The following is a 23,785-nucleotide window of genomic DNA, read 5'->3' as shown; positions in this document are numbered from 1 at the left end:
TACCGCGCGACACGCAGGAGCGGCCGCCCCGAGGGGACGGCCGCACCCGACGCGCTCGCGCTGAGGTCGCCGCTCAGAGGTACTGCCCCGTGTTCGCGACCGTGTCGATCGACCGTCCGGGCTCGTTGCCGCCCTTGCCGGTGATGAGCGTGCGGATGAAGACGATCCGCTCACCCTTCTTGCCCGAGATGCGGGCCCAGTCGTCCGGGTTGGTCGTGTTCGGGAGGTCCTCGTTCTCCTTGAACTCGTCGAGGCACGCCTGCAGCATGTGCTGGACCCGCAGACCCTTCTGCCCGGTCTCCAGGAGGTCCTTGATCGCCATCTTCTTGGCGCGGTCGACGATGTTCTGGATCATCGCGCCGGAGTTGAAGTCCTTGAAGTACAGGACCTCCTTGTCGCCGTTGGCGTACGTGACCTCGAGGAACTGGTTGTCCTCGGACTCGGTGTACATCGCCTCGACGGTGCGCTGGATCATGCCCTGCGTCGTCGCGACGCGGTCGCCGCCCCACTCGGCGAGGTCGTCGGGGTGCAACGGCAGCGTCGGCGTCAGGTACTTGCTGAAGATGTCGCGCGCCGACTCCGCGTCGGGGCGCTCGATCTTGATCTTCACGTCGAGGCGCCCGGGACGCAGGATGGCCGGGTCGATCATGTCCTCACGGTTGGAGGCACCGATGACGAGGACGTTCTCGAGGCCCTCCACACCGTCGATCTCGCTCAGGAGCTGCGGCACGATCGTGTTCTCCACGTCGGAGGACACGCCCGACCCGCGGGTGCGGAACAGGGAGTCCATCTCGTCGAAGAACACGATGACCGGCGTGCCCTCGCTGGCCTTCTCACGCGCCCGCTGGAACACGAGACGGATGTGCCGCTCGGTCTCGCCGACGTACTTGTTGAGCAGCTCGGGGCCCTTGATGTTGAGGAAGTACGAGCGCCCCTCCTCACCGGTGCGCTCGGAGACCTTCTTGGCCAGGCTCGCCGCGACCGCCTTGGCGATCATCGTCTTGCCGCAGCCGGGCGGACCGTAGAGCAGCACGCCCTTCGGCGGCTTGAGCTCGTGCTCGACGAACACGTCGGGGTGCAGGTAGGGCAGCTCGACGGCGTCCTTGATGGAGTCGATCTGTCCGCGCAGGCCACCGATCGACTCGTAGTCGACGTCGGGCACCTCCTCCAGGACGAGCTCCTCGACCTCGCTCTTCGGGATGCGCTCGTAGACCCAGCCGGCGCGGCTGTCGAGCAGCAACGAGTCGCCGGCGCGCAGCTTGAGCCCGACCAAGGAGTCGGCCAGCTTCACGACCTTCTCGTCGTCGGTGTTGCCCAGCACCAGGGCACGCTCGCCGTCGGCCAGGAGCTCCTTGAGCATCACCACCTCGCCGGTGGTCTCGAACTCCAGCGCGGCCACGACGTTCATCGCCTCGTTGAGGATGACCTCCTGGCCGCGGCGCAGCTCGTCGCGGTCGACCGCCGGGCTGACCGTGACCCGCAGCTTGCGGCCGCCGGTGAACACGTCGACCGTGTCGTCGTCGTTGCGCTGCAGGAAGGTGCCGAAGCCCGTCGGCGGCTGCGCCAGACGGTCGACCTCCTCCTTGAGGGCGACGATCTGGTCACGCGCGTCGCGCAGCGTGGAGCTCAGCCGCTCGTTCTGCGACGTCGTGGAGGCCAGTCGGGCCTCGAGGTCGGAGAGCCGGGAGTCGAGTGACCCCTCCGAGCCCAGGCGTCGCCTGAGGTGCTCGACCTCGGCGCGCAGATATGCCAGCTCGTGGTCGGCGCCACGGGGGTTCTCGTTCACGATCGCCACCTCCTGCTCGTCGAGTTCGACCCTAACGGAGATCAGGTTGCACGAAAGGTCGTCTCGGCGCGCGTCGGATGACGATCGTGTTGCGGGGCTCCTCCCCGCCCACGGCCCGGAACCCCCGACAGGCTGTCCTCCGCCCACGGCCCGGAACCCCCGCCGGACCGTCCTCCGCCCACGGCCCGGAACCCCCGCCAGGCCGTCCTGGCCGGGCGAGGTCAGAGCTCGGTGCCTGCCGGCCGGGGCCCGGTGTAGTCGGGGCCGTAGGCGCCCGGCGCGGGGCGGCGGGTCTTCTCCAGGGCCGGGTGGCCCGGCGCCATGCGCCGCGCGGTGACGAGGAACGCCGTGTGGCCCACCATCTTGTGGTCGGGACGCACGGCGAGACCCTCGAGGTGCCACGAGCGCTGCATGGTCTCCCACGCGTGCGGCTCGGTGAAGCCGCCGTCGGCTCGCAGCGTCTCGACGAAGCGCGACAGCTGGGTCGTCGTGGCGACGTAGGCGCAGACGATGCCGCCGGGCACGAGCCGCTCGGCCGCGAGCGGGACGCACGACCACGGGTCGACCATGTCGAGGACGAGCCGGTCGATCTCCGGCTCGGCCATGACCTCGCGCACGTCCCCCACGGTGAGCGTCCACTCCGGGTGGTCCGTGCCGACGAGCTGCTCCACGTTCCTGCGCGCCGTCTCGGCGAACTCCTCCCGGATCTCGTAGGACCCCAGGTGGCCGTCCGGGCCGACCGCGCGCAGCAGGTAGGCGGTCAGGCTGCCCGAGCCCGCGCCTGCCTCGACGACGCGTGCGCCGGGGTAGATGTCGGCCATCGTGACGATGTGCGCGGCGTCCTTCGGGTAGATGATCGCCGCGCCGCGCGGCATCGAAACCACGTACTCCGACAGCAGCGGCCGGAACACCTGGTACTGGCCCTCGAGCGTGGAGGTGACGATGATGCCCTCGGGCTCGCCGATGATGTCGTCGTGGCGGAGCTGGCCCTTCTTCGTCGAGAACTCCCGCCCGGCCTCGAGCCGGATGTTGTGCTTGCGACCCTTGGCGTCGGAGAGTCGGACCCACTCGCCCTCGACGAACGGTCCGCTGCGCATCCAGGTGGTCATGATTCCCTTCGGTAGGCGGCGTCGACGTCCGACGCCAGGAGGACGCCCACCGGCCGCTCCTCGTCGTCGACGAGGAGGTACACCTCGGCCGGGCGTGCGGTCATCGCGCGCAGCAGGGCGGTGCCCTGCGTCCGGACGCTGAGGCGGGGCCAGTGGGGCGAGACGTCGTCGGTGAGCGGACGGCCGAGCTCGTCGGCGCGCAGGCCGTTCATGCGGGTGCCGCGGTCGGCGCCGCGCAAGGCGCCGGTGGCACCGACCCAGAGGAACGAGGCGACGAACGCGACGAGCACGACGTCGAGCCACCATCGGGCGCTCCACGTCTCGCCCTGCGCGGCGCGCCAGAGGACGAAGGCGCTGATGCCGACGGCCGCGACCCGTCCGATCCACGCGGTCACGACGACGCCGAGCCGCTCGGACCGGGTGGCCATCCAGACGAGCGCACGCAGCACCCTGCCGCCGTCGAGCGGGAGGCCGGGCAGCATGTTGAAGGCGGCCACGAGCAGGTTGACCCACCCGATCGACCACCACAGGTCCCGCGCGACGCCGTCGCTGCCGTCGGCGAGGGCGTGCGCGAGCAGCCCGATGCCCAGCGAGGCCAGGGGTCCCACGACCGACGTCAGCAGCTCCTGCCATGGGGTGCGGCTCTCCCCCTCGATCGCCGTCTCCCCGCCGAGCAGGTGCAACGTGACCGACGGGACGCGCATGCCGAACGCGCGGGCGACGCCCAGGTGCGCGAGCTCGTGCACGAGCACCGACACGTAGAGCGCGAGGACGAAGCTCGCGGCAAGGAGATACGCGCTCGTCCGGGCCTCCGCCTGGAAGCGCGGCGCGAACAGCACCACGAGGACGACGCCCATCGCCAGGAGCGACGGTCGGGCGACCAGGTCGGCGCCGCCCAGCCGGCCGAAGCGGATCGTGCCACGCGGCGGCGGGTTCGACGGGACGCTCACGCCTCCCAACCTAGCGGTGCGGGCCGCGTCGGCGTGCTCAGGCGCCCGACCACAGGGCGGCGACACCGGCGGGGTCGAGGCCGGCCAAGGTGGTGCGCAGCCTCCGACGGGGTCCGTCGGGCACGCTCACCATGTGCGGCACGGCCAGCACGACGCAACCGGCGGCGTCGGCCGAGGCTGCGCCGGTGGCGGAGTCCTCGATGGCGAGGCAGGAGGCGGCGTCGACCCCGAGGGCCCGCGCGGCGGCGAGGTACGGCTCGGGGTGGGGCTTGCCGTGGGTGACGCTGTCGCCCGTGACGACGGCGTCGAACGGCAGGAGGTCGACCACGGGCTGCGCGATCTCGCGGTAGGACATCGTGACCAGCGCCTGGGGCACGCCGGCATCGGCCAGCGCGTGCACCAGCTCCCGTGCGCCCGGGCGCCACGGCAGGTCGCGGCGCATCGCGACGGCGATCTCGTCGACCAGGTGGGCGACGATCTGCTCCGGCGTGAGCCCCGAGTCGATCCGGGCCTCGATGATGCGCGCGGACTCCATGAGGTCGTTGCCGACGAGACCGAGCCCGTCCTCCTCGGTCCAGGTCGCGCCGTGCCGCGCGGCGAGCGCGGTCTCGGCGGCCATCCAGAGGGGCTCGGTGTCGACGATGGTGCCGTCGAGGTCCCAGAGGACGGCGGCGGGTGTGGTCACCGCACGAGCCTAGGAGATCCGACCCCCGCCCTCGGACACGGCCTGTCGGAGCCGACGCCTAGGTTGGGACCGACATGACCGAGCTCACGCCCCGTCCCGGCGGCGCGCTGCCGGTCCGGGGGTGGGCCCGCGGACCGCTGCGCCCGTTCCGCCACCGCCAGTACCGTCCGCTGATCGGCGCGGCGGCGTTCGAGCTGCTCGGCGAGGGCGTCTGGGTCATCGCGGTCGTGTGGCAGGTCATCGCGCTCGGCGGTGGTCCCGGAGCGCTCTCGCTGGCCGTCACGGGCTACGCCCTCGGCATGGTCGTCACGGTGCTCGTCGGGGGCGTCGCCGCCGACCGGGTGCCCCAGCGGCGCATCCTCATGGCCACGGCGACCACCCGCATGGCCGTCCTGGCCGTGGTCGCGGCGCTGGCGCTCGCCGGCGGGCTGGAGATCTGGCACCTGACGGTCGCTGGCGCCGTGCTCGGCATGGCGGTCGGCTTCTACTTCCCGGCCTACAGCGCGCTGCTGCCGTCGGTCGTCGAGGCCGACGACCTCCTCGCCGCCAACGGCATCGAGGGGTTCCTGCGACCGACGCTCCAGCACGCCGGCGGGCCCGCCCTCGGCAGCCTCGTCGTGGCGCTGGCCTCCCCGGCCTGGGCGCTGCTGCTCGTCGCCGTCTGCCAGCTGGGCTGCCTGCTCACCCTGCTGCTCCTGCACCCGGTGCCGCTGCGCCGCGACGCCGCGGCGCTGGGCGACCACCCCCTGCGCGGCGCCGTCGCCGACCTGCGCGGCGGGGTGCGCTACATGGTCAGGACGCCCTGGTTCCTCGCGACGTTGCTGTTCGCCTGCCTCATGCTGCTGCTCGTCGTCGGTCCGATGGACGTGCTCATCCCGTTCGTGGTCAAGGACGGCGGGGGCGACGCGACGGGCCACGCGTGGATCCTGGCCGCGTACGGCGCGGGCAGCGCCCTCGCGTCGCTCGGCATGAGCATGCTGAGGATGCCGCGGCGCTACCTCACCGTCATGGTGCTCATGTGGGGCCTCGGCTGCGTGCCGTTCGTGGTCGTCGGCTTCACGTCGTCGGTGCCGGCCATCGCCGCGGCCCTGTTCGTCGTCGGCGTCCTGCTCTCCGCGCCGATGGTGATCTGGGGCACGTTGCTGCAGCGTCGGGTGCCGCCGGACCTGCTCGGCCGAGCGTCGAGCCTCGACTTCTTCGTCTCGCTACTGCTCGTGCCCGCGTCCGTCGCCCTCGCCGGTCCGGCAGGCGAGCTGGTCGGTGTCCGCGAGGTGTTCCTCGTCGCCGCGGTGGTCCCGGTGGTCGCTGCGGTCGTCGCCGTCGTGTGGGCGCGGATGCCGGCCGACGAGGCCGCGCACCCCCTGTGAGCGTGACCTCCCGCGTCACCTTGCGTTCTCGTGGGATGATGGTGCACGAATCTCCGCGAAGGTCCACGCGAGCCCGCCGCCGGCTGGGGGTTCCCACCATCACCAGGACGTCATCGCTCCGTGCACCAGGCCGGAGGACGCCGTCCGTTCGTGTCGATCGTGGAGGACTGAGGCGACAGTGGAGCAGCGTGTGACCCGACCCCAGGCGTGGCGTCCCGACGCCACCGAGGACCTGACGGCCCGACTCTCGGAGCGCATCATGGTGCTCGACGGCGCCATGGGCACCGCGATCCAGCGCGACCGGCCCGACGAGGCCGGCTACCGCGGCGAGCGCTTCAAGGACTGGCCGAGCGACGTGGTCGGCAACAACGACCTGCTGACGCTCACCCAGCCCGACATCATCGCGGGCATCCACCGCGAGTACCTCGAGGCCGGCGCCGACGTCATCGAGACCAACACGTTCAACGCGAACGCGGTCTCCCTGCGCGACTACGACATGGTCGAGCTGGCCTACGAGCTGAACTACGAGGCGGCCGCCCTCGCGCGCCGCGAGGCCGACGCGGTGACGGCCCGGACCCCCGACCGGCCGCGCTACGTCGCCGGCGCGCTCGGCCCGACCACCCGCACCGCCTCGATCTCCCCCGACGTCAACGACCCGGGTGCACGCAACGTCTCCTACACCGAGCTCGTCGACGCGTACGCCGAGGCCACGCGGGCGCTCCTCGACGGCGGTGCGGACCTCGTCTTCATCGAGACCATCTTCGACACGCTCAACGCGCGCGCCGCGATCTTCGCCGTCGAGACGGTGTTCGAGGAGTACGGGCGGCGCTGGCCGATCGTCATCTCCGGCACCATCACCGACGCGTCCGGGCGCACGCTCTCGGGCCAGACCACGGAGGCCTTCTGGTACTCCGTGCGCCACGCCAAGCCGCTGCTCGTGGGCCTGAACTGCGCCCTCGGCGCCGAGGAGATGCGTCCCTACGTCGCCGAGCTGTCGCGCCTGGCCGACTGCTTCGTGTCCTGCTACCCGAACGCCGGTCTGCCCAACGCGTTCGGCGAGTACGACGAGGAGCCCGACCAGACGGCGGCGGTGCTGCGCGAGTTCGCCGAGGCCGGGCTCTACAACCTCGTCGGCGGCTGCTGCGGCACGACCCCCGACCACATCGCGCACATCGCCCAGGTCGTCGAGGGCCTCCCCCCGCGGGTGCCCGCCACCGTCCAGCCGGCGTTGCGCCTCTCGGGCCTGGAGCCGCTCGTCGTCGACGCCGACTCGCTGTTCGTGAACGTCGGCGAGCGCACCAACATCACCGGCTCGGCCCGCTTCCGCAACCTCATCCGCGACGGCGACTACGACACCGCCCTCGCCGTGGCCCTCCAGCAGGTCGAGAACGGCGCGCAGGTCATCGACGTCAACATGGACGAGGGCATGATCGACGGCGTCGCCGCGATGGACCGCTTCCTCAAGCTCGTCGCGGCCGAGCCCGACATCTGCCGCGTCCCGGTCATGGTCGACTCCTCCAAGTGGGAAGTCATCGAGGCCGGTCTGCGCGTGCTGCAGGGCAAGTCGATCGTCAACTCGATCTCGCTCAAGGAGGGCGAGGAGCCGTTCGTCGAGCACGCGCGGCTGTGCCGCAAGTACGGCGCCGCCGTCGTCGTCATGGCCTTCGACGAGGACGGCCAGGCCGACACCCTGGAGCGGCGCAAGCAGATCTGTGAGCGCGCCTACCGGATCCTCGTCGACGAGGTCGGCTTCCCGGCCGAGGACATCATCTTCGACCCGAACGTGTTCGCGGTCGCCACGGGCATCGAGGAGCACGCCGAGTACGGCATCGACTTCATCGAAGGCACACGCTGGATCAAGCAGAACCTGCCGCACGCGCTCGTCTCGGGTGGCGTCTCGAACGTCTCGTTCTCCTTCCGCGGCAACAATCCGGTGCGCGAGGCGATCCACGCCGTGTTCCTGTTCCACGCCATCCGCGCGGGCATGGACATGGGCATCGTCAACGCCGGCGCGCTCGTGGTCTACGACCAGGTCGACGAGAGGCTCCGCGAACGCATCGAGGACGTGGTCCTCAACCGTCGCCCCGACGCCACGGAGCGGCTGCTCGACATCGCGACCGAGTTCGCGGGCACCGGCGAGAAGGCCGAGGCCGCGAGCGAGGAGTGGCGCTCCCTCCCGATCGGCGAGCGCATCACGCACGCCCTGGTCAAGGGCATCGACGCCCACGTCGAGGACGACACGGAGGAGCTGCGCTCGATCATCGAGGAGCGCGGCGGCAAGCCCATCGAGGTCATCGAGGGGCCGCTGATGGACGGCATGAACGTCGTCGGCGACCTCTTCGGTGCAGGCAAGATGTTCCTCCCCCAGGTCGTGAAGTCGGCACGCGTGATGAAGAAGGCCGTCGCCTACCTCATCCCGTACATCGAGGCCACGAAGGACGAGTCCGACAAGGGCCGCAGCAACGGCACCGTCATCATGGCCACGGTCAAGGGCGACGTGCACGACATCGGCAAGAACATCGTCGGCGTGGTGCTGCAGTGCAACAACTACGACGTGATCGACCTCGGTGTCATGGTCCCGCCGCAGAAGATCCTCGACGCGGCGAAGGAGCACGGTGCCGACGTGATCGGCCTGTCGGGCCTGATCACGCCCTCGCTCGATGAGATGGTGACCGTCGCCGGCGAGATGGAGCGTCAGGGCTTCGACGTCCCGCTCCTCATCGGTGGCGCGACGACGTCGCGGGCGCACACGGCCGTGAAGGTCGACGAGCGCTACCACGGTCCCGTGGTGTGGGTGAAGGACGCGTCGCGCTCGGTCCCGGTGGTCGCGTCGCTGCTGTCCGACGCGCAGAAGCCGCAGTTCCTCGAGGCGCTCAAGGACGACTACGACGGCCTGCGCGAGCGGCACGCCGCCCGCCAGGACACGCGCAAGCTGCTGCCCATCGAGGAGGCCCGCGCCGACGCGACCCCGATCGACTGGGACGGCTACGCCCCGCCGCAGCCGCAGTGGGAGGTGGGCGTCCCGCACGTCCTGGAGGACTACCCCCTCGACGAGCTGCGCCAGTACATCGACTGGCAGCCGTTCTTCAACGCGTGGGAGATGAAGGGACGCTTCCCCGACATCCTGCACAACCCCGCCACCGGCGAGGCGGCCTCGAAGCTGTACGCCGACGCCCAGGAGATGCTCGACCGCATCGTCGCCGAGCGCTGGCTCACGGCGCGCGGCGTGGTCGGCATCTTCCCCGCCAACGGGCGCGGCGACGACACGGTCGTCTTCGCCGACCAGGCGCGCGAGGAGTCCGTGGCCGTCCTGCACCACCTGCGCCAGCAGACCGAGCACCGCAAGGGCGTCGCCCACAAGAGCCTCGCCGACTTCGTCGCGCCGCTCGAGACCGGGCTGCCCGACCACGTGGGGGCGTTCGCGGTCACGGCGGGCCTCGGCGGCGCCGACCGCATCGCCGAGTTCAAGGAGCAGCTCGACGACTACAGCGCCATCCTGCTCGAGGCACTCGCCGACCGGCTCGCGGAGGCGTTCGCCGAGCGGCTCCACGAGCGGGTCCGCCGCGAGATCTGGGGCTACCAGCCGGAGGAGTCGCTCGACAACGAGCAGCTCATCGCCGAGAAGTACGTCGGCATCCGCCCGGCGCCCGGCTACCCGGCGTGCCCGGAGCACACCGAGAAGCAGACGCTGTGGGAGCTGCTCGACGTCGAGAAGCACACCGGCATCGAGCTCACGGAGAGCATGGCGATGTGGCCCGGGGCGTCCGTGAGCGGCTGGTACTTCTCGCACCCGCAGTCGCAGTACATGGTCGTCGGCCGCCTCGGCCGCGACCAGGTCGCCGACTACGCCGAGCGGAAGGGCTGGAGCGTCGCCGAGGCGGAGCGCTGGCTCTCCCCCAACCTCGGGTACCGCCCTGACGACGAGTAGGGAGCAGCACTGCACACCCTCCCCCGTAGGGTGGTGGACGTGCAGTCGATCCCCCCGTTGAACGACCCCTGGATGGTGGCCGCGTTCGAGGGCTGGAACGACGCCGGCGACGCTGCGTCGTCGGTCGTCGACCACCTCGTCGAGGAGTGGGACGCGCAGGTGCTCGCCGAGCTCGACCCGGAGGACTACTACGACTTCCAGGTGACCCGACCCATCGTGCACCCGGACGAGGACGGTGCGCGCGTGCTGCACTGGCCCACGCCGACCCTGTGGCACGCGCGCCCGCGCTCGTCCGAGCGCGACGTGCTGCTGTTCAAGGCACCCGAGCCGAACTTCCGCTGGAAGCACTTCTGCTCCACCGTGCTGGGGCTCGCGCGGCTCGCCGGGGTGACCGAGGTGGTCACGCTCGGCGCGCTGCTCGCGGACACCCCGCACACGCGACCCGTGCCGGTGAGCGGCTCCACGAGCGACCCCACCTTGGCCGAGCGGCTCTCGCTGCGGCCCTCCAGCTACGTCGGACCCGTCGGCATCAACGCGGTGCTCGGCGAGGTCGCGTCGGCCGACGGACTGCCCGCCATCTCGTTGTGGGCCGCCGTCCCGCACTACGTGGCGGAGCCGCCGTGCCCGAAGGCCACGCTGGCCCTCCTCGGGTCGCTCGAGGACGCTGTCGGGGTGCCGCTCCCCCAGGGCGCGCTCGAGGAGATGGCCCAGGCCTGGCAGCACGGCGCCGACGACCTCATGGCGCAGGACCCGGAGATCGCCGAGTACGTGTCGGAGCTCGAGGAGGAGCACACGACCGACGAGCTGCCCGAGGCCAGCGGCGACGCGATCGCGCGCGAGTTCGAGCGCTACCTGCGCCGGCGCAACGTCGACGGCGGTCCGTGAGCGACGACGCCACCCTGCGTCGGGTCCGGCAGCTGCTCGTGCTCGCCGACGACCCGGGAGCGACCCCTGCCGAGGCGCAGGCGTGCCGCGACAAGGCCGAGGCACTGATGGCGCGCTACGGCATCGACGCCGCGCTGCTCGCCGCCGAGGGGCACCGCACCAGCGGGGTGGTCGACGCCTACCTGCGGCTCGACGCGCCCTACCTGCGCGACAAGGCGACGCTCGCGGTGCACGTCGCGCACGCGTTGCGCTGCCAGTCGGTGCTCGTCGGTGGCGAGCGCACGACGACGGTGCACGTCTTCGGCTTCGAGGCCGACGTGCGGGGCACCGAGATCCTCGTGACCAGCCTGCTGCTGCAGGCCGCGCACGAGCTCGCGCGGGTCGTCGTGCCGCCCGGCGAGCACACCGCGGCCTTCCGGCGCTCGTGGTGGCAGGGCTTCGCGCAGGCGGTCTACGTCAGGCTGCGCAGCGTCGAGGACGCCGCTCGCGCCGACGCCCAGGCGGAACGTTCGCAGGAGGAGCCGTCGGTCGAGCTCGTCCTGGCCGACCGCAGCGCGGAGGTCGAGTCGGCGATGCACGCCCGGTACGGCGACCTGCGGCGCGCTCCGCGGCGCAGGCTCAGCGGCGGCGGGCTCGCCGACGGCTACGCCAGCGGGGAGCGCGCCGACCTGGGGCGCGGCACGTCGTTACAGCGCTGACGCACCGCGGGACGAGCCAGGGCGGGGCGAGTCAGAGCAGGACGCCGAGCAGGAGGTCGAGCGCGGCCCGCACGCTGGCCGGGGCGTCCCCGTCGGACCCGTCGGCCGCAGCCCAGGCGTCGACGGCCGCGAGGGCGCGCGGCGCGTCGAGGTCGTCGGAGAGAGCCGCCAGGACGTCGCGCACGACGTCGTCGCCCGGCGCCGTCGTAGGCCGCCCGACGGCGGTACGCCAGCGCGCGAGACGCTCCTCGGCAGCCGTCAGGTCGGCATCGAACCACTCCCAGTCGCTGCGGTAGTGGTGCGCGAGCAGGGCGAGCCGGATGGCCATCGGGTCGGTCCCGGACTCGCGCAGCCGCGACACGAGGACGAGGTTGCCCTTGCTCTTCGACATCTTCTCGCCCTCGAAGCCGACCATGCCGGCGTGCACGAAGGCGCGGGCGAACTCCTCGCCCGTGGCGACGCGCGCCTCGGACGCGGACATCTCGTGGTGCGGGAACGCGAGGTCGGAGCCGCCGCCCTGCACGTCGAAGTCGGTGCCCAGGTGCTCGAGCGCGATCGCCGCGCACTCCACGTGCCAGCCGGGACGGCCGGGACCGAGCGGCGACTCCCAGGAGGGTTCGCCCTCACGGGGCGCCTGCCAGACCAGGCAGTCGAGCGGGTGCCGCTTGCCGGGCCGGTCGGGGTCGCCGCCGCGCTCGCCGAACACGCGGCGCATCGTGTCGTCGTCCAGCCCCGACACCGATCCGAAGGCGGCGTCGGCGTGCACGTCGAAGTAGAGGTCGTCGTCGACCCGGTAGACGGCGTCGCCCAGACGCTCCACCAGGGCGGTGACGAGGTCGATCGACTCCACCGCACCGATGTAGTGCTGTGGTGCCAGCACGCGCAGCGCGGACATGTCGGTGCGGAACAGCTCGGTCTCGCGCTCGGCGAGCTCCTGCCAGTCGACGCCCGTCGCCGTGGCGCGCTCGAGCAGCGGGTCGTCGACGTCGGTGACGTTCTGGGTGTAGGACACGTCGAGTCCGCGCGCGAGCCACTGACGCTGCAGCAGGTCGAAGGTGAGGTAGGTCGAGGCGTGCCCCAGGTGCGTCGCGTCGTAGGGCGTGATGCCACAGACGTAGAGCCGCGCCACCCGCTCGGGGGCCGACTCGACGAGTCCCGACGTCCGGGTGTCGTGGATCCGCAGCGGCGGGACGTCGACCCCGGGAAGCTCGATCGTGGGGACCTCGGGTCCCGTCCAGGCGCGCATGGGTCCGAGCGTATCCGCCGGCCGGGAGGGGTCGCGCGGCGAGTCGACGGCTGTCCCGTTCGAGTTGCCGCACCCTCGGGCGCTGGTCACGCTGGAGGCACCCCTGACAGGAGGATCCGACATGACCACCACCCCTCAGCACGACCGCGACCTGACCGGACAGGCTGCCGGACCGCAGCCGGTGACCGACTGGACCGACCTCGGTCGCGAGATGTGGGAGTACCTCACCGGACGTGGCGCCGCGGTCAACTACGAGCTGCGCGACCTCGACGTCGAGGTGCCGCGTGACACCGGCCCCGACGCCCCTCGTGCGCTGTGGCGCTTCAACGGCACGGTGCGCGTGACCACCAGCGACGACGACCTGCCGGGCGCCGACCCGGCGCGCCGCTGACATGCCCGGGCTCGCCGCGGACGTCACCGTGGAGCTGCTGCGCGACAGCGGCGCCGTGGCGTCGGCGCGCGTGACGTCCGTCGGCCACCGCGTCGTCCTGCACAGCCGTGACCTCGACGTGCTCGTCGCGGGGCGCAGCGGCGGTGACCTGCGCACGGTCGCCGCCCGGCTGGCCGACGACGGGTGGACGCTCGACGTCGCCGACGACGACGGGCCGATCCTGCGGCTCGGTGCGGTGCCGACGCACGTCTGGCACCGGCTGGCCACCGGCTCGCGCCACGTGCAGGTGCTGCGCTGGCGTGCCGCCGCCCGGCTGAAGACGCGCGCCCTGACGAGCGGCGGCGACGCGCTCGACGTGCCGCCGCCGGTCGCCTGGCCGGACCTGCCCACCGCGCCGTGGGCACGACGTCGGGTGACGACCACCCACGACCCGTACGGCGGCGGACACCCCCGCCTCTACCTCTCCGACACGCGGGTCCCCGCCATGGCGCGCGAGGTGCGGGTGCACCACCTCGCGCTCGGGGAGACGTCGATCGGCGCCGCCGAGAGCTGTGACCTCGTGCTCGACGACACGAGCGAGCTGCAGGCCGTCGTCACGCGCACGGACGACGACGAGTACGTGATCGGCGCACGGGGCCGAGCGACGCCGACGTTCGTCAACGGTCGCGAGCTCCCGGTGCAGACGCTGCGCACGGGCGCGCGGATCGAGGTCGGACCGTGGCGCCTGACCTACGTGCGCGACGAGTTCGCCGACCACGGTCGCCCGTTCGGCGGGCGCCAGGGCGGCGAGATCGGCCGGCAGCGCCCCCAGGAGCCGCCGCGGTACCAGCGCTGACCCGACGACGGCGCAGGACGACGGGACGGCCACGCGCCCCGCGGTGACCACCGCGGGGCGCGTCGCGCGTACTGGGACCGTCGGTGGTCCAGAATGTGTGCGTGATCGTCGACTGCGCCACCTACCGCGACGGCGTCCGCCAGGACACCGCCCACGACGAGCAGTCGCTCCGCGAGGCGCTGGACGCCCTGGAGGACCACGAGTTCATCTGGATCGGCATGGCCAACCCGCGCGTCGACGAGCTGTCGCGGGTCGCGTCGGCGCTCTCGCTGCACCCGCTGGCCGTCGAGGACGCGCTGGAGGCGCACCAGCGGCCGAAGGTCGAGCGCTACTCCGACCACCTGTTCGCGTCGCTGCGCAGCGTCACGTACAGCGACGACGACATCCGCACGCACGAGGTCAACGTCTTCCTCGGCGAGAAGTTCCTGCTGACGGTCCGCCACGGCGGCGAGTCGCTGCGCGAGGCGCGGCGGCGGGCCGAGTCGGTCGACGGCGCGATGTCGCACGGTCCCACGGCGGCCTTCCACGCCGTGATCGACACGATCGTCGACCACTACGAGGACGTCGCCCGCGAGCTCGAGCAGGACGTGGAGGAGGTCGAGACGTCGGTGTTCTCCGACGAGCGCACCAGCGACTCGACGCGCATCTACCGGCTCAAGCGCGAGACGCTGGAGTTCCGGCGTGCGGTGCTGCCCCTGCGCGAGCCGGTGCACCGCTTCGCGACGGTGGCGGTGCCCGAGGAGGCGCGCCCCTACTTCCGCGACATCGCCGACCACCTCGCCCGGGCGTCCGAGGCGATCGACGCGATCGACCACCTCCTCGACAACGCGCTGAACGCGCACCTCGCGCAGCTGTCGGTCCAGCAGAACGAGGACATGCGCAAGCTCACCGCCGGCGCGACGATCTTCGCCGTCCCCACCGCGATCGCCGGCATCTACGGCATGAACTTCCGGTACATGCCCGAGCTCTCCTGGCACCTCGGCTACCCGCTGTGCCTCGCCGTCATCGGCAGCCTCTGCCTCTACATCTACTGGCGCTTCAAGCGGTCGGGGTGGCTGTAGGGCGGGTGGGGGCTGGGCCTTGCTGGTGCGGTAGCTGCGGGTCTCCACCTGCTGGTGCGCGGCCTGCGGTCGCGCTGGGTGTAGCCACCGAGAGGGCCTCGACCGGCAGCGGGGCTGGGGGCGACCTCGGGTCTCGGCGTCTCGTCTGGGCCCGCCCTTGGACGCACGATTCTTCGTTTCTGCGTTCTCGGGCCAGGCTTCTGCGTTGGCGCGTCCTATCGGTGGATCTGCAACCGCAGGAGCGCTTCTGCGGTGGGGAATCCACCGATGGCGCGTGTGGAACGGTCCACACCAAGGCAGAATCGTGCGTCACCCAGGCCCCGCCAGGGCCCGAGAACCCAGACCAGGTCGCGCCCAGCTGCCCGGTCGAGGCCCGCGCGGAGACGGCGCCCAGCGTGAGCCGAGGCCGCGCACCAGAACGGCCCCCTGTCCCCCGCCCTCAGTCCCCCTTAGGGTCCAGCGTCGGGCGGACGGAGATGGTCTCGAACTGCGCCTCGGGCGGGGCGTCGACGGCGACGCGCACCGCGGCGGCGATGGTGGCGGGCTGGATCATCCGTTCCGGGTGGCCGCCGTCGCCACGCTCCAGCACCTGCCGGCCCATCGCCGTGTCGACGATCCCCGGGTGCACGGACACGACACGCACGCCGTGCTCGCGCTCCTCCTCGCGCAGGCAGTCGCCGAAGGTGCGCAGCGCGAACTTGCTGCCCGAGTACACCGCGTTCCCGGGCGTCGAGAACAGCCCGGCGCCGGAGTTCACGAGCACGACCGTCCCTCCCCCGTCGCGCAGCGTGGGCAGCAGCCGCGACGTCAGGTGAGCGACGCCGAAGACGTTGACCTCGAACACCGAGCGCCAGTCGTCGCGCGTCACCTCCCCGACCGTGCCGTTCACCGCCACGCCCGCCGCGTGCACGAGCACGTCGAGACGCTCCGGCAACGACGCCGCGTCGACCGCGTCGGCGTCCGCGACGTCGAGCGCCAGGACGCTTGAGCCCTCGAGACCCGACGCCACCGCGTCGAGCTCCTCGACGTCACGTCCGACGAGGACGACGTCGTGCGTACGGGCGAGGTCCTCGGCCACGGCGCGGCCGATCCCTCGGGTGGCTCCGGTGACGAGCGCGGTGGGACGGGTCATGTCCCGACCCTAGGACGACGCCTGGGAGGTCGCAGCCGCTAGACCGACGCCGAGACTCCCGCTCCGATGACCCCGAAGGCCAGGAGCGCGAGCACGAGTGTGCCGAGAGCGATGCGGTAGACGACGAACGGCGCGTACGAGTGCTTGCTCACGTACTGCAGGAGCCAGTGGATGACGGCGAGACCCACGACGAACGACACGACGGTGCCGATCAGGGTCGGACCCCAGCCGTAGGCGTTCTCCCCGCCCGGCACGTCCTTCAGCTTGTAGAGACCCGCGCCCACCACCGCGGGGATGGCCAGCAGGAACGCGAACCGGGTGGCCGCGGCGCGCTCGTAGCCCAGCAGCAGGCCCATGCTGATCGTCGCGCCCGAGCGCGAGACGCCCGGGACCACCGCGGCAGCCTGTGCGAGGCCCAGCGCCACCGCGTGGGTCCAGGTGAGCTGCTCGATCGGGCGGGTGCGCCGCCCGACGCGCTCCGCGACACCCAGCACGATGCCGAGGACGATCAGCATCGTCGCGATGACCCACAGGTTGCGGAACTGCCGGTCGATCAGGCTCTCCAGCGCGAGCCCGAGCAGCACGATCGGCATCGAGCCGATGATGACGAACCAACCCATCCGCCACTCCGGGAGGGCGCGCGCGTCGGACGACACGAGACCGCGCAGCCAGCCGGTGCCGATCCGCCAGATGTCCTTCCAGAAGTACAGGACCACGGCCAGCTCGGTGCCGATCTGCACGACCGCCGTGTACGCCGCGCCGGGGTCGTCCCACCCGAGGAAGCGGGGAACGATCGCGAGGTGCGCGCTGCTGGAGATGGGGAGGAACTCGGTCAGCCCTTGGACGAGGCCGAGCACGACAGATCGCAGGACATCCACCCTGCGAGCCTAGACCTCCGGTGTGGACCTGCGGTCTAGGGTGCTGGCATGCAGGAGCGTCAGGTCGGTCACTCGGGGCTGCGGGTCTCGCGGCTCGGTCTCGGCACCATGACCTTCGGCTCCCAGGTCGACGAGGTCGAGGCCGAGGAGCAGCTCGACGCGTTCCTCGACGCCGGCGGCACGCTCATCGACACCGCTCCCGTCTACGGCGAGGGCCGGGCCGAGGCGTTGGTCGGCGACCTGGTCGCCAAGCGCGGGGTCCGCGACCAGGTCGTGCTCGCCGGCAAGGGCGTCGTCGGGTTCCGGCGGGGCCACGCGGTCACCGACGCCTCCCGCGGCCACCTGCTCGCCCAGCTCGACGCGTCGCTGCGCGCACTGCGCACCGACCACCTCGACCTCTGGCAGCTCCACGCCTGGGACCCGCTGACGCCATGGGAGGAGACGTTGTCCGCCCTCGAGCACGCCGTGACGACCGGCCGTGTCCGCTACGTCGGGGTGTCCAACTTCGCCGGCTGGCAGGTGGGCCTGGCCGCGGCGACGGCAGCGCGCACGCTCGGACCGCTGCTCGTCGCCCACCAGGTCGAGTACTCGCTGCTCAACCGCACCGTCGAGGAGGAGCTCGTCCCTGCGGCCGAGCACCTCGGGCTCGGGCACCTCGCGTGGTCCCCGCTCGCGCGCGGCGTGCTGACCGGCAAGTACCGGACGGGCACGCCGGCCGACTCGCGGGCCGCGTCGAGCCAGTGGAGCGGCTTCGTCGCCCCGTACCTCGGCCCCGACCTGGCGCCCGTCGTCGACGCCGTCGTCCGGGCCGCAGAGGGCCTCGACGCCGCACCGGCCCACGTGGCACTCGCCTGGGTCCGCGACCGCCCGACGGTGGCCTCCACGCTGGTCGGCGCGCGCACCACGGCGCAGCTGCGCACAGCCCTGGGCTCGGACGCGCTCGAGCTGCCGACGGAGATCATCGCGGCGCTGGACGACGTGTCCGCGCCCCACACCTGGGAGGACGAGAGGTGAGCATGCGACGAGGTGCCGTGGAGTACGAGTTCTGGGACTTCTCGATCCCGCGGACGCAGTCGCGCAACGCCGTCTGCCGGCTCCTGACCGACGCGGCGGAGTTCCAGGGCTGGGAGATCGACCGGCTCCGCAAGGACCGCTCCGGCCACCGCACTGTTCGGCTACGACGAAAGATCATCCGCGTCCGCGCGACGCTCTGAACGATCTTCCGCCGGGATCCCGGCCTCAGGCGAGGTCGAGGAACCGGTCGAAGACCCGCGCGCCGAACTCCAGGGCGTCGACCGGCACGCGCTCGTCGACGCCGTGGAACAGCGCCGTGAAGTCGAGGTCGCCGGGCAGGCGCAGCGGCGTGAAGCCGTAGGAGGTGATGCCGAGCTTGTCCCACGCCTTCGCGTCGGTGCCGCCGGACATCAGGTAGGGCGCGATGTGCGCGTCGGGGTCCTCGGCGTGCAGGGCCACCGTCATCGCGTCGACGAGGTCGCCGCGGAACGGGTACTCCAGCGCGCGGTCGACGATGTAGGGCTCCACGTCCACCCGGTCGCCGACGATCTCCTGCACGGCCGGCAGGAAGGAGTCGGTGTGTCCCGGCAGGTAGCGGCCGTCGACGTAGGCGATGGCCTCCCCCGGCACGACGTTGTGCTTGTAGCCGGCCTCGAGCATGGTCGCGTTGGTGGAGTTGCGCAGGCCGGCACCGAGCATGCGGATGGCCGGGCCGACGTGCTCGAGGAGCGTGTCGGGGTCCTGCGCGTCGTCGCCGGTGAGCTCGGCGATCTTGGCCAGCAGGAGCTGCATCGACGGTCCCGGCGTCGCCGGCCAGGCGTGCTCGCCGATGGCCGCGAGCGCCTGCGCCAGGTGGGTGATCGCGTTGTCGCTCTGCCGCATGGACCCGTGCCCGGCCGTGCCGCGCGCCCGCAGCCGCATCCAGCTGATGCCCTTCTCGCCGGACTCGATCAGGTACAGCCGCTGTCCCCCGACCTCGACGGAGAAGCCACCCACCTCGCCGATCGCCTCGGTGCAGCCCTCGAACAGGTCCGGACGGTGCTCGACGAGCCAGTGGGCGCCCTCGCGTCCGCCGGCCTCCTCGTCGGACGTGAACACGAGCGTGACGGGGCGCTCCGGCACGACGCCGGCCCGCTGACGGGCACGCACCACCGACAGCAGCATGGCGTCGAAGTCCTTCATGTCGACCGCGCCGCGGCCCCACAGGTAGCCGTCCTGGACCTCGCCGGCGAACGGGTCGACCGTCCAGTCGGCGGCCTGCGCCGGGACGACGTCGAGGTGGCCGTGCACGAGGAGACCGTCGCGGCTGGAGGTCTGGTCGCCCCAGCGCGCCACGACGCTCGCCCGACCCGGCGCGGCCTCGACGATCTCGGACTCGATGCCGACGTCGGCCAGCAGGGCCGCGACGTGCTCGGCCGCCTTGCGCTCGCCCGGTCCCTTGCCGTCGCCGTAGTTGGAGGTGTCGAGCCGGATCAGGTCACGGCAGATCTCCAGGGCCTCGGCCTCGGCGGTGTACGACTGCTCGCTGGTGCCCATGCGGGCAGTCTAGGTGCGCAGCAGGTGGTCGACCACGCGGCCGAACAGCCGCCGACCCGCAGCCTCCTCCAGGCGCGCCGCGAAGCGCGGGACGCCCACCGTGTGCGCGACCTCGCGCCACACCACGCGCGAGCCGTGCGGCGTGGGCTCCACGTGCACCTCGGCCCAGCCCTTCACGACCCGGCCGCGCTTCTCGATGCGGCACGAGCGTGGCGGGTCCCAGGCGACGACGTCCATCACGTCGTCGAACCCGAGCGGCCCCACGCCCGTGCGGGCCACGAACCCGGACTCCGTCCGACGGATCCGCGTGAGGGGCACGGCCTCGCCGTGACGCTCCCAGTCGGTGAGCCGCGCGAAGACCTCGGCGGGCTCCATCGGCACCTCGCGCACGACCTCGAAAGCTCCCACGGCACGATGGTAGGCACGATCGCCGGAAGGGGCACGATGGCCACGACCAACTTCAGCTCGGTGCAGGACGTCAAGGATCGCCTGGCGCAGCAGGGCTACCTCGCGTCCGACGCGATCGCCACGACCGTGTACCTGGCGTCGGTGCTCGGCAAGCCGCTGCTCGTCGAGGGGCCTGCGGGCACGGGCAAGACCGACCTCGCGCGTGCCGTCGCCGCCTCGCAGGACGCCGAGCTGGTGCGGCTCCAGTGCTACGAGGGCGTCGACGAGGCCCGGGCGCTGTACGAGTGGAACCACGCCAAGCAGCTGCTGCGCATCACCGCGGGACGCGACGAGTCGTGGGACGAGGCCCGCACCGACGTGTTCAGCGAGGAGTTCCTGCTCCCCCGCCCGCTCCTGACGGCGATCCGTCGGACGGAGCCCACCGTCCTGCTCGTCGACGAGACCGACAAGGCCGACGTCGAGATCGAGGGGCTGCTGCTGGAGGTGCTCGGCGACTTCCAGGTGACGGTGCCCGAGCTCGGCACGATCCGCGCCACCCGCCGCCCGTTCGTGGTGCTCACCTCGAACGCCACGCGCGAGCTGTCGGAGGCGCTGCGTCGGCGCTGCCTGTTCCTGCACGTCGACTTCCCGGACCCTGAGCTGGAGCGGCGCATCGTCGAGCTCAAGGCCCCGGGCCTCGACGACGCGGTGTCGGCCTCGCTGGTGCGCGTGGTCAACGCCCTGCGCGCGATGCCGCTGCGCAAGACGCCGTCGGTCTCGGAGACCATCGACTGGGCGCAGACGCTGCTCGCCCTCGGGGGCCGGCTCGACGACGACGCCGTGCAGCAGACGCTCGGCGTCGTGCTGAAGCACCACGAGGACATCGAGAAGGCGCGCGAGACGCTCGACGTCGGCGCCGCGCTCGAGGTCTGAGCGGCCGCGTGGACGACGTCAGCGGGACGGCAGCGGTCGGCGAGGACCTCGCCGGCCGGCTCGTCGCGTTCGCGACCGCCCTGCGCTCGAAGGGCATGCAGGTGGGCACCAGCGAGGTCGTCGACGCCGGACAGGTGGCGACGGTGCTCGGTCTCGAGGACCGGGCGCTCCTGCGCGAGGGCCTGGCATCCGCGCTGGTGCGCCGCGGTGGTCAGCGCGAGGTCTTCGACATGACCTTCGACCTGTTCTTCCCCACGGGCGTCGGCGCGTCGGCGAGCGTCGCCGAGCACGACGGGCCGCTCGACACCGAGGACCTGCGCGACCTGCTGGTCATGGCCCTGGCGGACGGCGACCTGCGCACGCTCGAGCAGCTCGCCGAGCTGGCCGTCGACGCGCTGGGCACGGTGGGGACGCCCGGGACGGGCAGCACGGGCTGGTCGGCGTTCCAGACCCTCGACAGGATGGCTCCGCAGACGGCGATCGCCCGCGCCCTCGCCCTGCGCGGCGCCGGCGGCGAGGGCGCGTCGGGCCAGGGCCAGGGTGGCTCGGGGCCAGGTCGAGGGCCCGGCGGTGCCCAGGGTCCTGCCGCGCAGTCCGGCGACGGGGACGTCGACGCCACGCCGTTCACCGACCGCCTGGAGCGTGACGAGGTCCGGCGGCTCGTGGAGGCGTTCCGCCAGATGGTGGCGTCCGAGGCTCGACGTCGGACCGCGGAGTCGCGCGGGCGCGACACGATCCTGCGGCACGCCGTGCGCAGCACGAGCGAGCACGTCGACTTCCTGAGCGCCAACCGTCAGCAGCTCGAGGAGCTGCGGGTGGCGGTCGGTCCGCTGTCGCGTCGGCTCGCGACCCGGCTGTCGGCCCGACGACGCGCGTCGCAGCGCGGACGGATCGACGTCCGCCGGACGATGCGCAAGGCGCTGTCGACCGGTGGCGTCCCGATCGTGCCCGTCCACGCCCGGCCGCACCCGGGACGACCGGAGCTGGTGCTGCTGTGCGACGTGTCGGGGTCGGTGGCGGGGTTCTCGGCGTTCACGATGCTGCTCGTCCGTGCGTTGAGCGACCAGTTCAGCAAGGTGCGCGTGTTCGCCTTCGTGAACGCCACTGCGGAGGTGACCGACATCGTCAAGGACGGGGGCGACCTGGCGGCGCGCATCGCGGCCGAGGCGCGCGTGACCTCCTGGCACGGCTCGAGCGACTACGGCGAGGCGTTCGCGGACTTCGCCGAGCACCACCTCGACGCCGTCGGTCCGCGGACGAGCGTGCTGGTGCTGGGCGACGCGCGGAACAACAACCAGCCCCTCGGCCTGCCCGCGCTCGCTGCGGTGGCGGACCGCGCGCGCCGCACGTTCTGGCTGAACCCCGAGCACCCGACCCGGTGGGGTCTCGGCGACTCCGTGGCACCCGAGTACGCCCAGGTCGTGCCCATGCACGCCTGCAGCACCATCGCCCAGCTCGAGGCCTTCGTCGGCCGTCTGCTCCCGACCTGAGCGGGTGTCCCGGGGCCTTCGCCCGCAGGTCCCGGACGGCCCCGGGACGTTGTCCCGAAGATTCTCAATTTAAATCAGGACCAAAGTCCCGACCTGTGGTTGAGTTCGTCCCACGAGCAGCGTCGCGGACGGGAGACCGCGTGCTGCGCCAGGGAGAAGAACACCAAGGTGGCACGTCATGGGAGAACGCACCATCGCCCCCGGGGGGTGGGTGCCGCGCATCGGCATCCACCTCCTGTCGGGGGTGCTCGCGGTCGGCGCGATGGCCGCTCCGGCCTCCGCCGCGCTCGCTGGAGCCCCCGCGCGCTCGCTCGACCCGGGGCCGGCCACCGCGACGACCGCCTCGGCCACGACCTCCCCCACGACGGCGCAGGTCCTGCGCAACCACGACTTCGCCGCGGGCCGTGCGTCGTGGCACCCCGGCGACCGTGCCCGCCTGGCGGTCCAGCAACGCTCGTCCCGTCGTGCGCTCGTCGTGAAGAACCACTCGCCCCGCACCCGTGACGTCGCGGCGCAGAGCAGCTCCAGCCTGCTGGCCTTCCCCGCGGGCACCCGGGTCACGGTCACCGCACCGATGGCGTCGGGCCTGCGCGGCGGCCGGCTGGCCCTACGGGTCACCGAGCGACGCACGTCGGGCGCGACCCGCATCGTCACCGGACGCGCCGTGCCGGGCAGCTGGACGTACCGCACCGTCTCCACCACCCTGACCATCGCGCACGAGGGCAGCCGGATCGCCGTCCGCCCGGTGCACACCCGCACCCGCGGGCACGCCCGGTTCTTCGTCCGCCCGGTGCGCGTGCGCGCGGTGCTGCCGCCGGGCCGTGCCGGCGAGTGGGTGCCGAACAGCACCTGCCGCTCCGGCGCACTCGGCTGGACGACGTCGCCGAACGCCTTGCTCTCCGGCGTCGACGCGCCCGAGCGCGTCTGCCAGCTGCGCGCCAGCGGGAGCGGGAACCTCACGGCCACCTCGCGTCGGTCGGGCGACCGCCTGGAAGCCGGCTCGCTCGTGCACGTCGCGAGCCAGGTGTCGACGGTGGGCGGCGCGCGTCCCGTGCGCCTGACCCTGCAGGAGGTGGCGACCGACGGCAGCGTCGTCCAGTCGTTCAGCGGCTCCCGCGACGCCGTGACCGACTGGGCCTGGCTGGGCGCGCGGCTGCGCACCGAGCGCTCCGGCAGTCGCATCCGGGTCGTCTACCGCGGCGACGGCCTCGCGCGCGGCGCCGCCCTCCGGTTCCGCGGTGCGGACGTGACGGTGACGTCGCCGTCGACACCGGCCCCCCAGCCGACGCCGTCCGAGCCGACGCCCACGCAGCCGACCCCCACGGACCCGGGACCGACGCCCGAGCCCACGACGCCCACGCCGACGGCGAGCCCGACCCCGACGCCTGAGCCCCCGCCGCCGGGCCGTGCCGGCGAGTGGGTGCCGAACAGCACCTGCCGCTCCGGCGCACTCGGCTGGACGACGTCGCCGAAC

Annotated in this window: 21 protein-coding genes; 12 read left to right on the top strand and 9 right to left on the bottom strand. The window is 72.4% G+C overall.

Translation table 11 applies throughout. The annotated features are described in order from the left end of the window. Positions 1-73: 73 nt before the first annotated feature. The 4 genes from arc to A6Q81_RS08955 form a co-directional block, all read right to left on the bottom strand. Positions 74-1,786, bottom strand: coding sequence for a proteasome ATPase (gene arc, locus A6Q81_RS08970; RefSeq protein WP_253025356.1), 1,713 nt, complete (start codon positions 1,784-1,786; stop codon positions 74-76). A 221-nt stretch (positions 1,787-2,007) separates the two neighbouring features. Beyond that, the gene (locus A6Q81_RS08965; RefSeq protein ID WP_253025354.1) at positions 2,008-2,895 is read right to left on the bottom strand and encodes a tRNA (adenine-N1)-methyltransferase; all 888 of its coding nucleotides are present in this window, start codon (positions 2,893-2,895) and stop codon (positions 2,008-2,010) included. Then, positions 2,892-3,845 (bottom strand): site-2 protease family protein, encoded by a 954-nt coding sequence (locus A6Q81_RS08960; RefSeq protein WP_286690242.1) that lies wholly within the window; start codon positions 3,843-3,845, stop codon positions 2,892-2,894. Before A6Q81_RS08960 ends, A6Q81_RS08965 begins: the two co-directional genes overlap by 4 nt. 37 nt (positions 3,846-3,882) lie before the next feature. Further along, a complete protein-coding gene (locus tag A6Q81_RS08955) occupies positions 3,883-4,530 on the bottom strand; it encodes an HAD family hydrolase (RefSeq protein ID WP_286690241.1) in 648 nt (215 codons plus the stop codon). Positions 4,531-4,604: 74 nt separating this feature from the next. Between A6Q81_RS08955 and A6Q81_RS08950 the strand changes: the two genes are divergently transcribed. The 4 genes from A6Q81_RS08950 to A6Q81_RS08935 all read left to right on the top strand — a co-directional run bounded on the left by A6Q81_RS08950 (position 4,605) and on the right by A6Q81_RS08935 (position 11,408). Then, the gene (locus A6Q81_RS08950; RefSeq protein ID WP_286690240.1) at positions 4,605-5,897 is read left to right on the top strand and encodes an MFS transporter; all 1,293 of its coding nucleotides are present in this window, start codon (positions 4,605-4,607) and stop codon (positions 5,895-5,897) included. A 259-nt stretch (positions 5,898-6,156) separates the two neighbouring features. Next, positions 6,157-9,825, top strand: a complete 3,669-nt coding sequence (gene metH / locus A6Q81_RS08945; RefSeq protein ID WP_370200102.1) for a methionine synthase — start codon at positions 6,157-6,159, stop codon at positions 9,823-9,825. Positions 9,826-9,864: 39 nt separating this feature from the next. Continuing rightward, a complete protein-coding gene (locus tag A6Q81_RS08940) occupies positions 9,865-10,710 on the top strand; it encodes a PAC2 family protein (protein ID WP_308207064.1) in 846 nt (281 codons plus the stop codon). Further along, the gene (locus A6Q81_RS08935) at positions 10,707-11,408 is read left to right on the top strand and encodes a DUF2786 domain-containing protein (protein WP_286690238.1); all 702 of its coding nucleotides are present in this window, start codon (positions 10,707-10,709) and stop codon (positions 11,406-11,408) included. Before A6Q81_RS08940 ends, A6Q81_RS08935 begins: the two co-directional genes overlap by 4 nt. Before the next feature lie 31 nt (positions 11,409-11,439). On the opposite strand, the gene mshC is transcribed toward A6Q81_RS08935, so the two are convergent. After that, positions 11,440-12,654 (bottom strand): cysteine--1-D-myo-inosityl 2-amino-2-deoxy-alpha-D-glucopyranoside ligase, encoded by a 1,215-nt coding sequence (gene mshC, locus A6Q81_RS08930; protein WP_286690237.1) that lies wholly within the window; start codon positions 12,652-12,654, stop codon positions 11,440-11,442. 121 nt (positions 12,655-12,775) lie between these two features. Here mshC and A6Q81_RS08925 point away from each other — a divergent pair, with 121 nt between their 5' ends. The 3 genes from A6Q81_RS08925 (at position 12,776) to corA (ending at position 14,941) form a co-directional block, all read left to right on the top strand. Next, entirely contained in the window at positions 12,776-13,045 is a 270-nt protein-coding gene (locus tag A6Q81_RS08925) for a hypothetical protein (RefSeq protein ID WP_286690236.1), read from the top strand. Between the two features lies 1 nt (position 13,046). After that, on the top strand, positions 13,047-13,880 hold the full coding sequence (locus tag A6Q81_RS08920; RefSeq protein ID WP_286690235.1) for an FHA domain-containing protein: 834 nt from the start codon (positions 13,047-13,049) through the stop codon (positions 13,878-13,880). 101 nt (positions 13,881-13,981) lie between these two features. Continuing rightward, complete coding sequence (corA, locus tag A6Q81_RS08915; protein WP_286690234.1) at positions 13,982-14,941, top strand: magnesium/cobalt transporter CorA; 960 nt, start codon at positions 13,982-13,984, stop codon at positions 14,939-14,941. 439 nt (positions 14,942-15,380) lie between these two features. On the opposite strand, the gene A6Q81_RS08910 is transcribed toward corA, so the two are convergent. Further along, positions 15,381-16,073 (bottom strand): SDR family oxidoreductase, encoded by a 693-nt coding sequence (locus tag A6Q81_RS08910; protein WP_286690233.1) that lies wholly within the window; start codon positions 16,071-16,073, stop codon positions 15,381-15,383. 38 nt (positions 16,074-16,111) lie between these two features. Continuing rightward, positions 16,112-16,951 carry an undecaprenyl-diphosphate phosphatase gene (locus A6Q81_RS08905; protein ID WP_067857522.1) on the bottom strand — a complete coding sequence of 280 codons (840 nt, stop codon included), beginning with the start codon at positions 16,949-16,951 and terminating at the stop codon, positions 16,112-16,114. Positions 16,952-16,999: 48 nt separating this feature from the next. Between A6Q81_RS08905 and A6Q81_RS08900 the strand changes: the two genes are divergently transcribed. Continuing rightward, positions 17,000-17,965 carry an aldo/keto reductase gene (locus A6Q81_RS08900; RefSeq protein WP_286690232.1) on the top strand — a complete coding sequence of 322 codons (966 nt, stop codon included), beginning with the start codon at positions 17,000-17,002 and terminating at the stop codon, positions 17,963-17,965. 2 nt (positions 17,966-17,967) lie between these two features. Beyond that, a complete protein-coding gene (locus tag A6Q81_RS08895) occupies positions 17,968-18,165 on the top strand; it encodes a DUF5703 family protein (protein WP_253024734.1) in 198 nt (65 codons plus the stop codon). A gap of 25 nt (positions 18,166-18,190) precedes the next feature. Here A6Q81_RS08895 and A6Q81_RS08890 read toward each other — a convergent pair whose 3' ends face one another. Continuing rightward, on the bottom strand, positions 18,191-19,501 hold the full coding sequence (locus A6Q81_RS08890) for a M20/M25/M40 family metallo-hydrolase (RefSeq protein ID WP_067857530.1): 1,311 nt from the start codon (positions 19,499-19,501) through the stop codon (positions 18,191-18,193). Positions 19,502-19,510: 9 nt separating this feature from the next. Continuing rightward, the gene (locus tag A6Q81_RS08885; RefSeq protein WP_144433738.1) at positions 19,511-19,909 is read right to left on the bottom strand and encodes an SRPBCC family protein; all 399 of its coding nucleotides are present in this window, start codon (positions 19,907-19,909) and stop codon (positions 19,511-19,513) included. Between the two features lie 36 nt (positions 19,910-19,945). On the opposite strand from A6Q81_RS08885, the gene A6Q81_RS08880 reads away from it, so the two are divergent. The 3 genes from A6Q81_RS08880 to A6Q81_RS08870 all read left to right on the top strand — a co-directional run. After that, complete coding sequence (locus A6Q81_RS08880) at positions 19,946-20,821, top strand: AAA family ATPase (protein WP_067857533.1); 876 nt, start codon at positions 19,946-19,948, stop codon at positions 20,819-20,821. Between the two features lie 8 nt (positions 20,822-20,829). Beyond that, the gene (locus A6Q81_RS08875) at positions 20,830-22,311 is read left to right on the top strand and encodes a vWA domain-containing protein (protein WP_067857536.1); all 1,482 of its coding nucleotides are present in this window, start codon (positions 20,830-20,832) and stop codon (positions 22,309-22,311) included. Between the two features lie 178 nt (positions 22,312-22,489). Next, positions 22,490-23,785 (top strand): hypothetical protein (locus A6Q81_RS08870; protein WP_286690231.1); only part of this gene is annotated, 1,296 nt, incomplete at its 3' end.

The sequence above is a fragment of the Aeromicrobium sp. REDSEA-S38_B2 genome, from assembly GCF_001628525.1.
Lineage (GTDB): Bacteria > Actinomycetota > Actinomycetes > Propionibacteriales > Nocardioidaceae > Aeromicrobium > Aeromicrobium erythreum.
The sequence above is the reverse complement of the archived record's forward strand: the minus strand, read 5'-3'. Positions and strand labels throughout refer to the sequence as shown.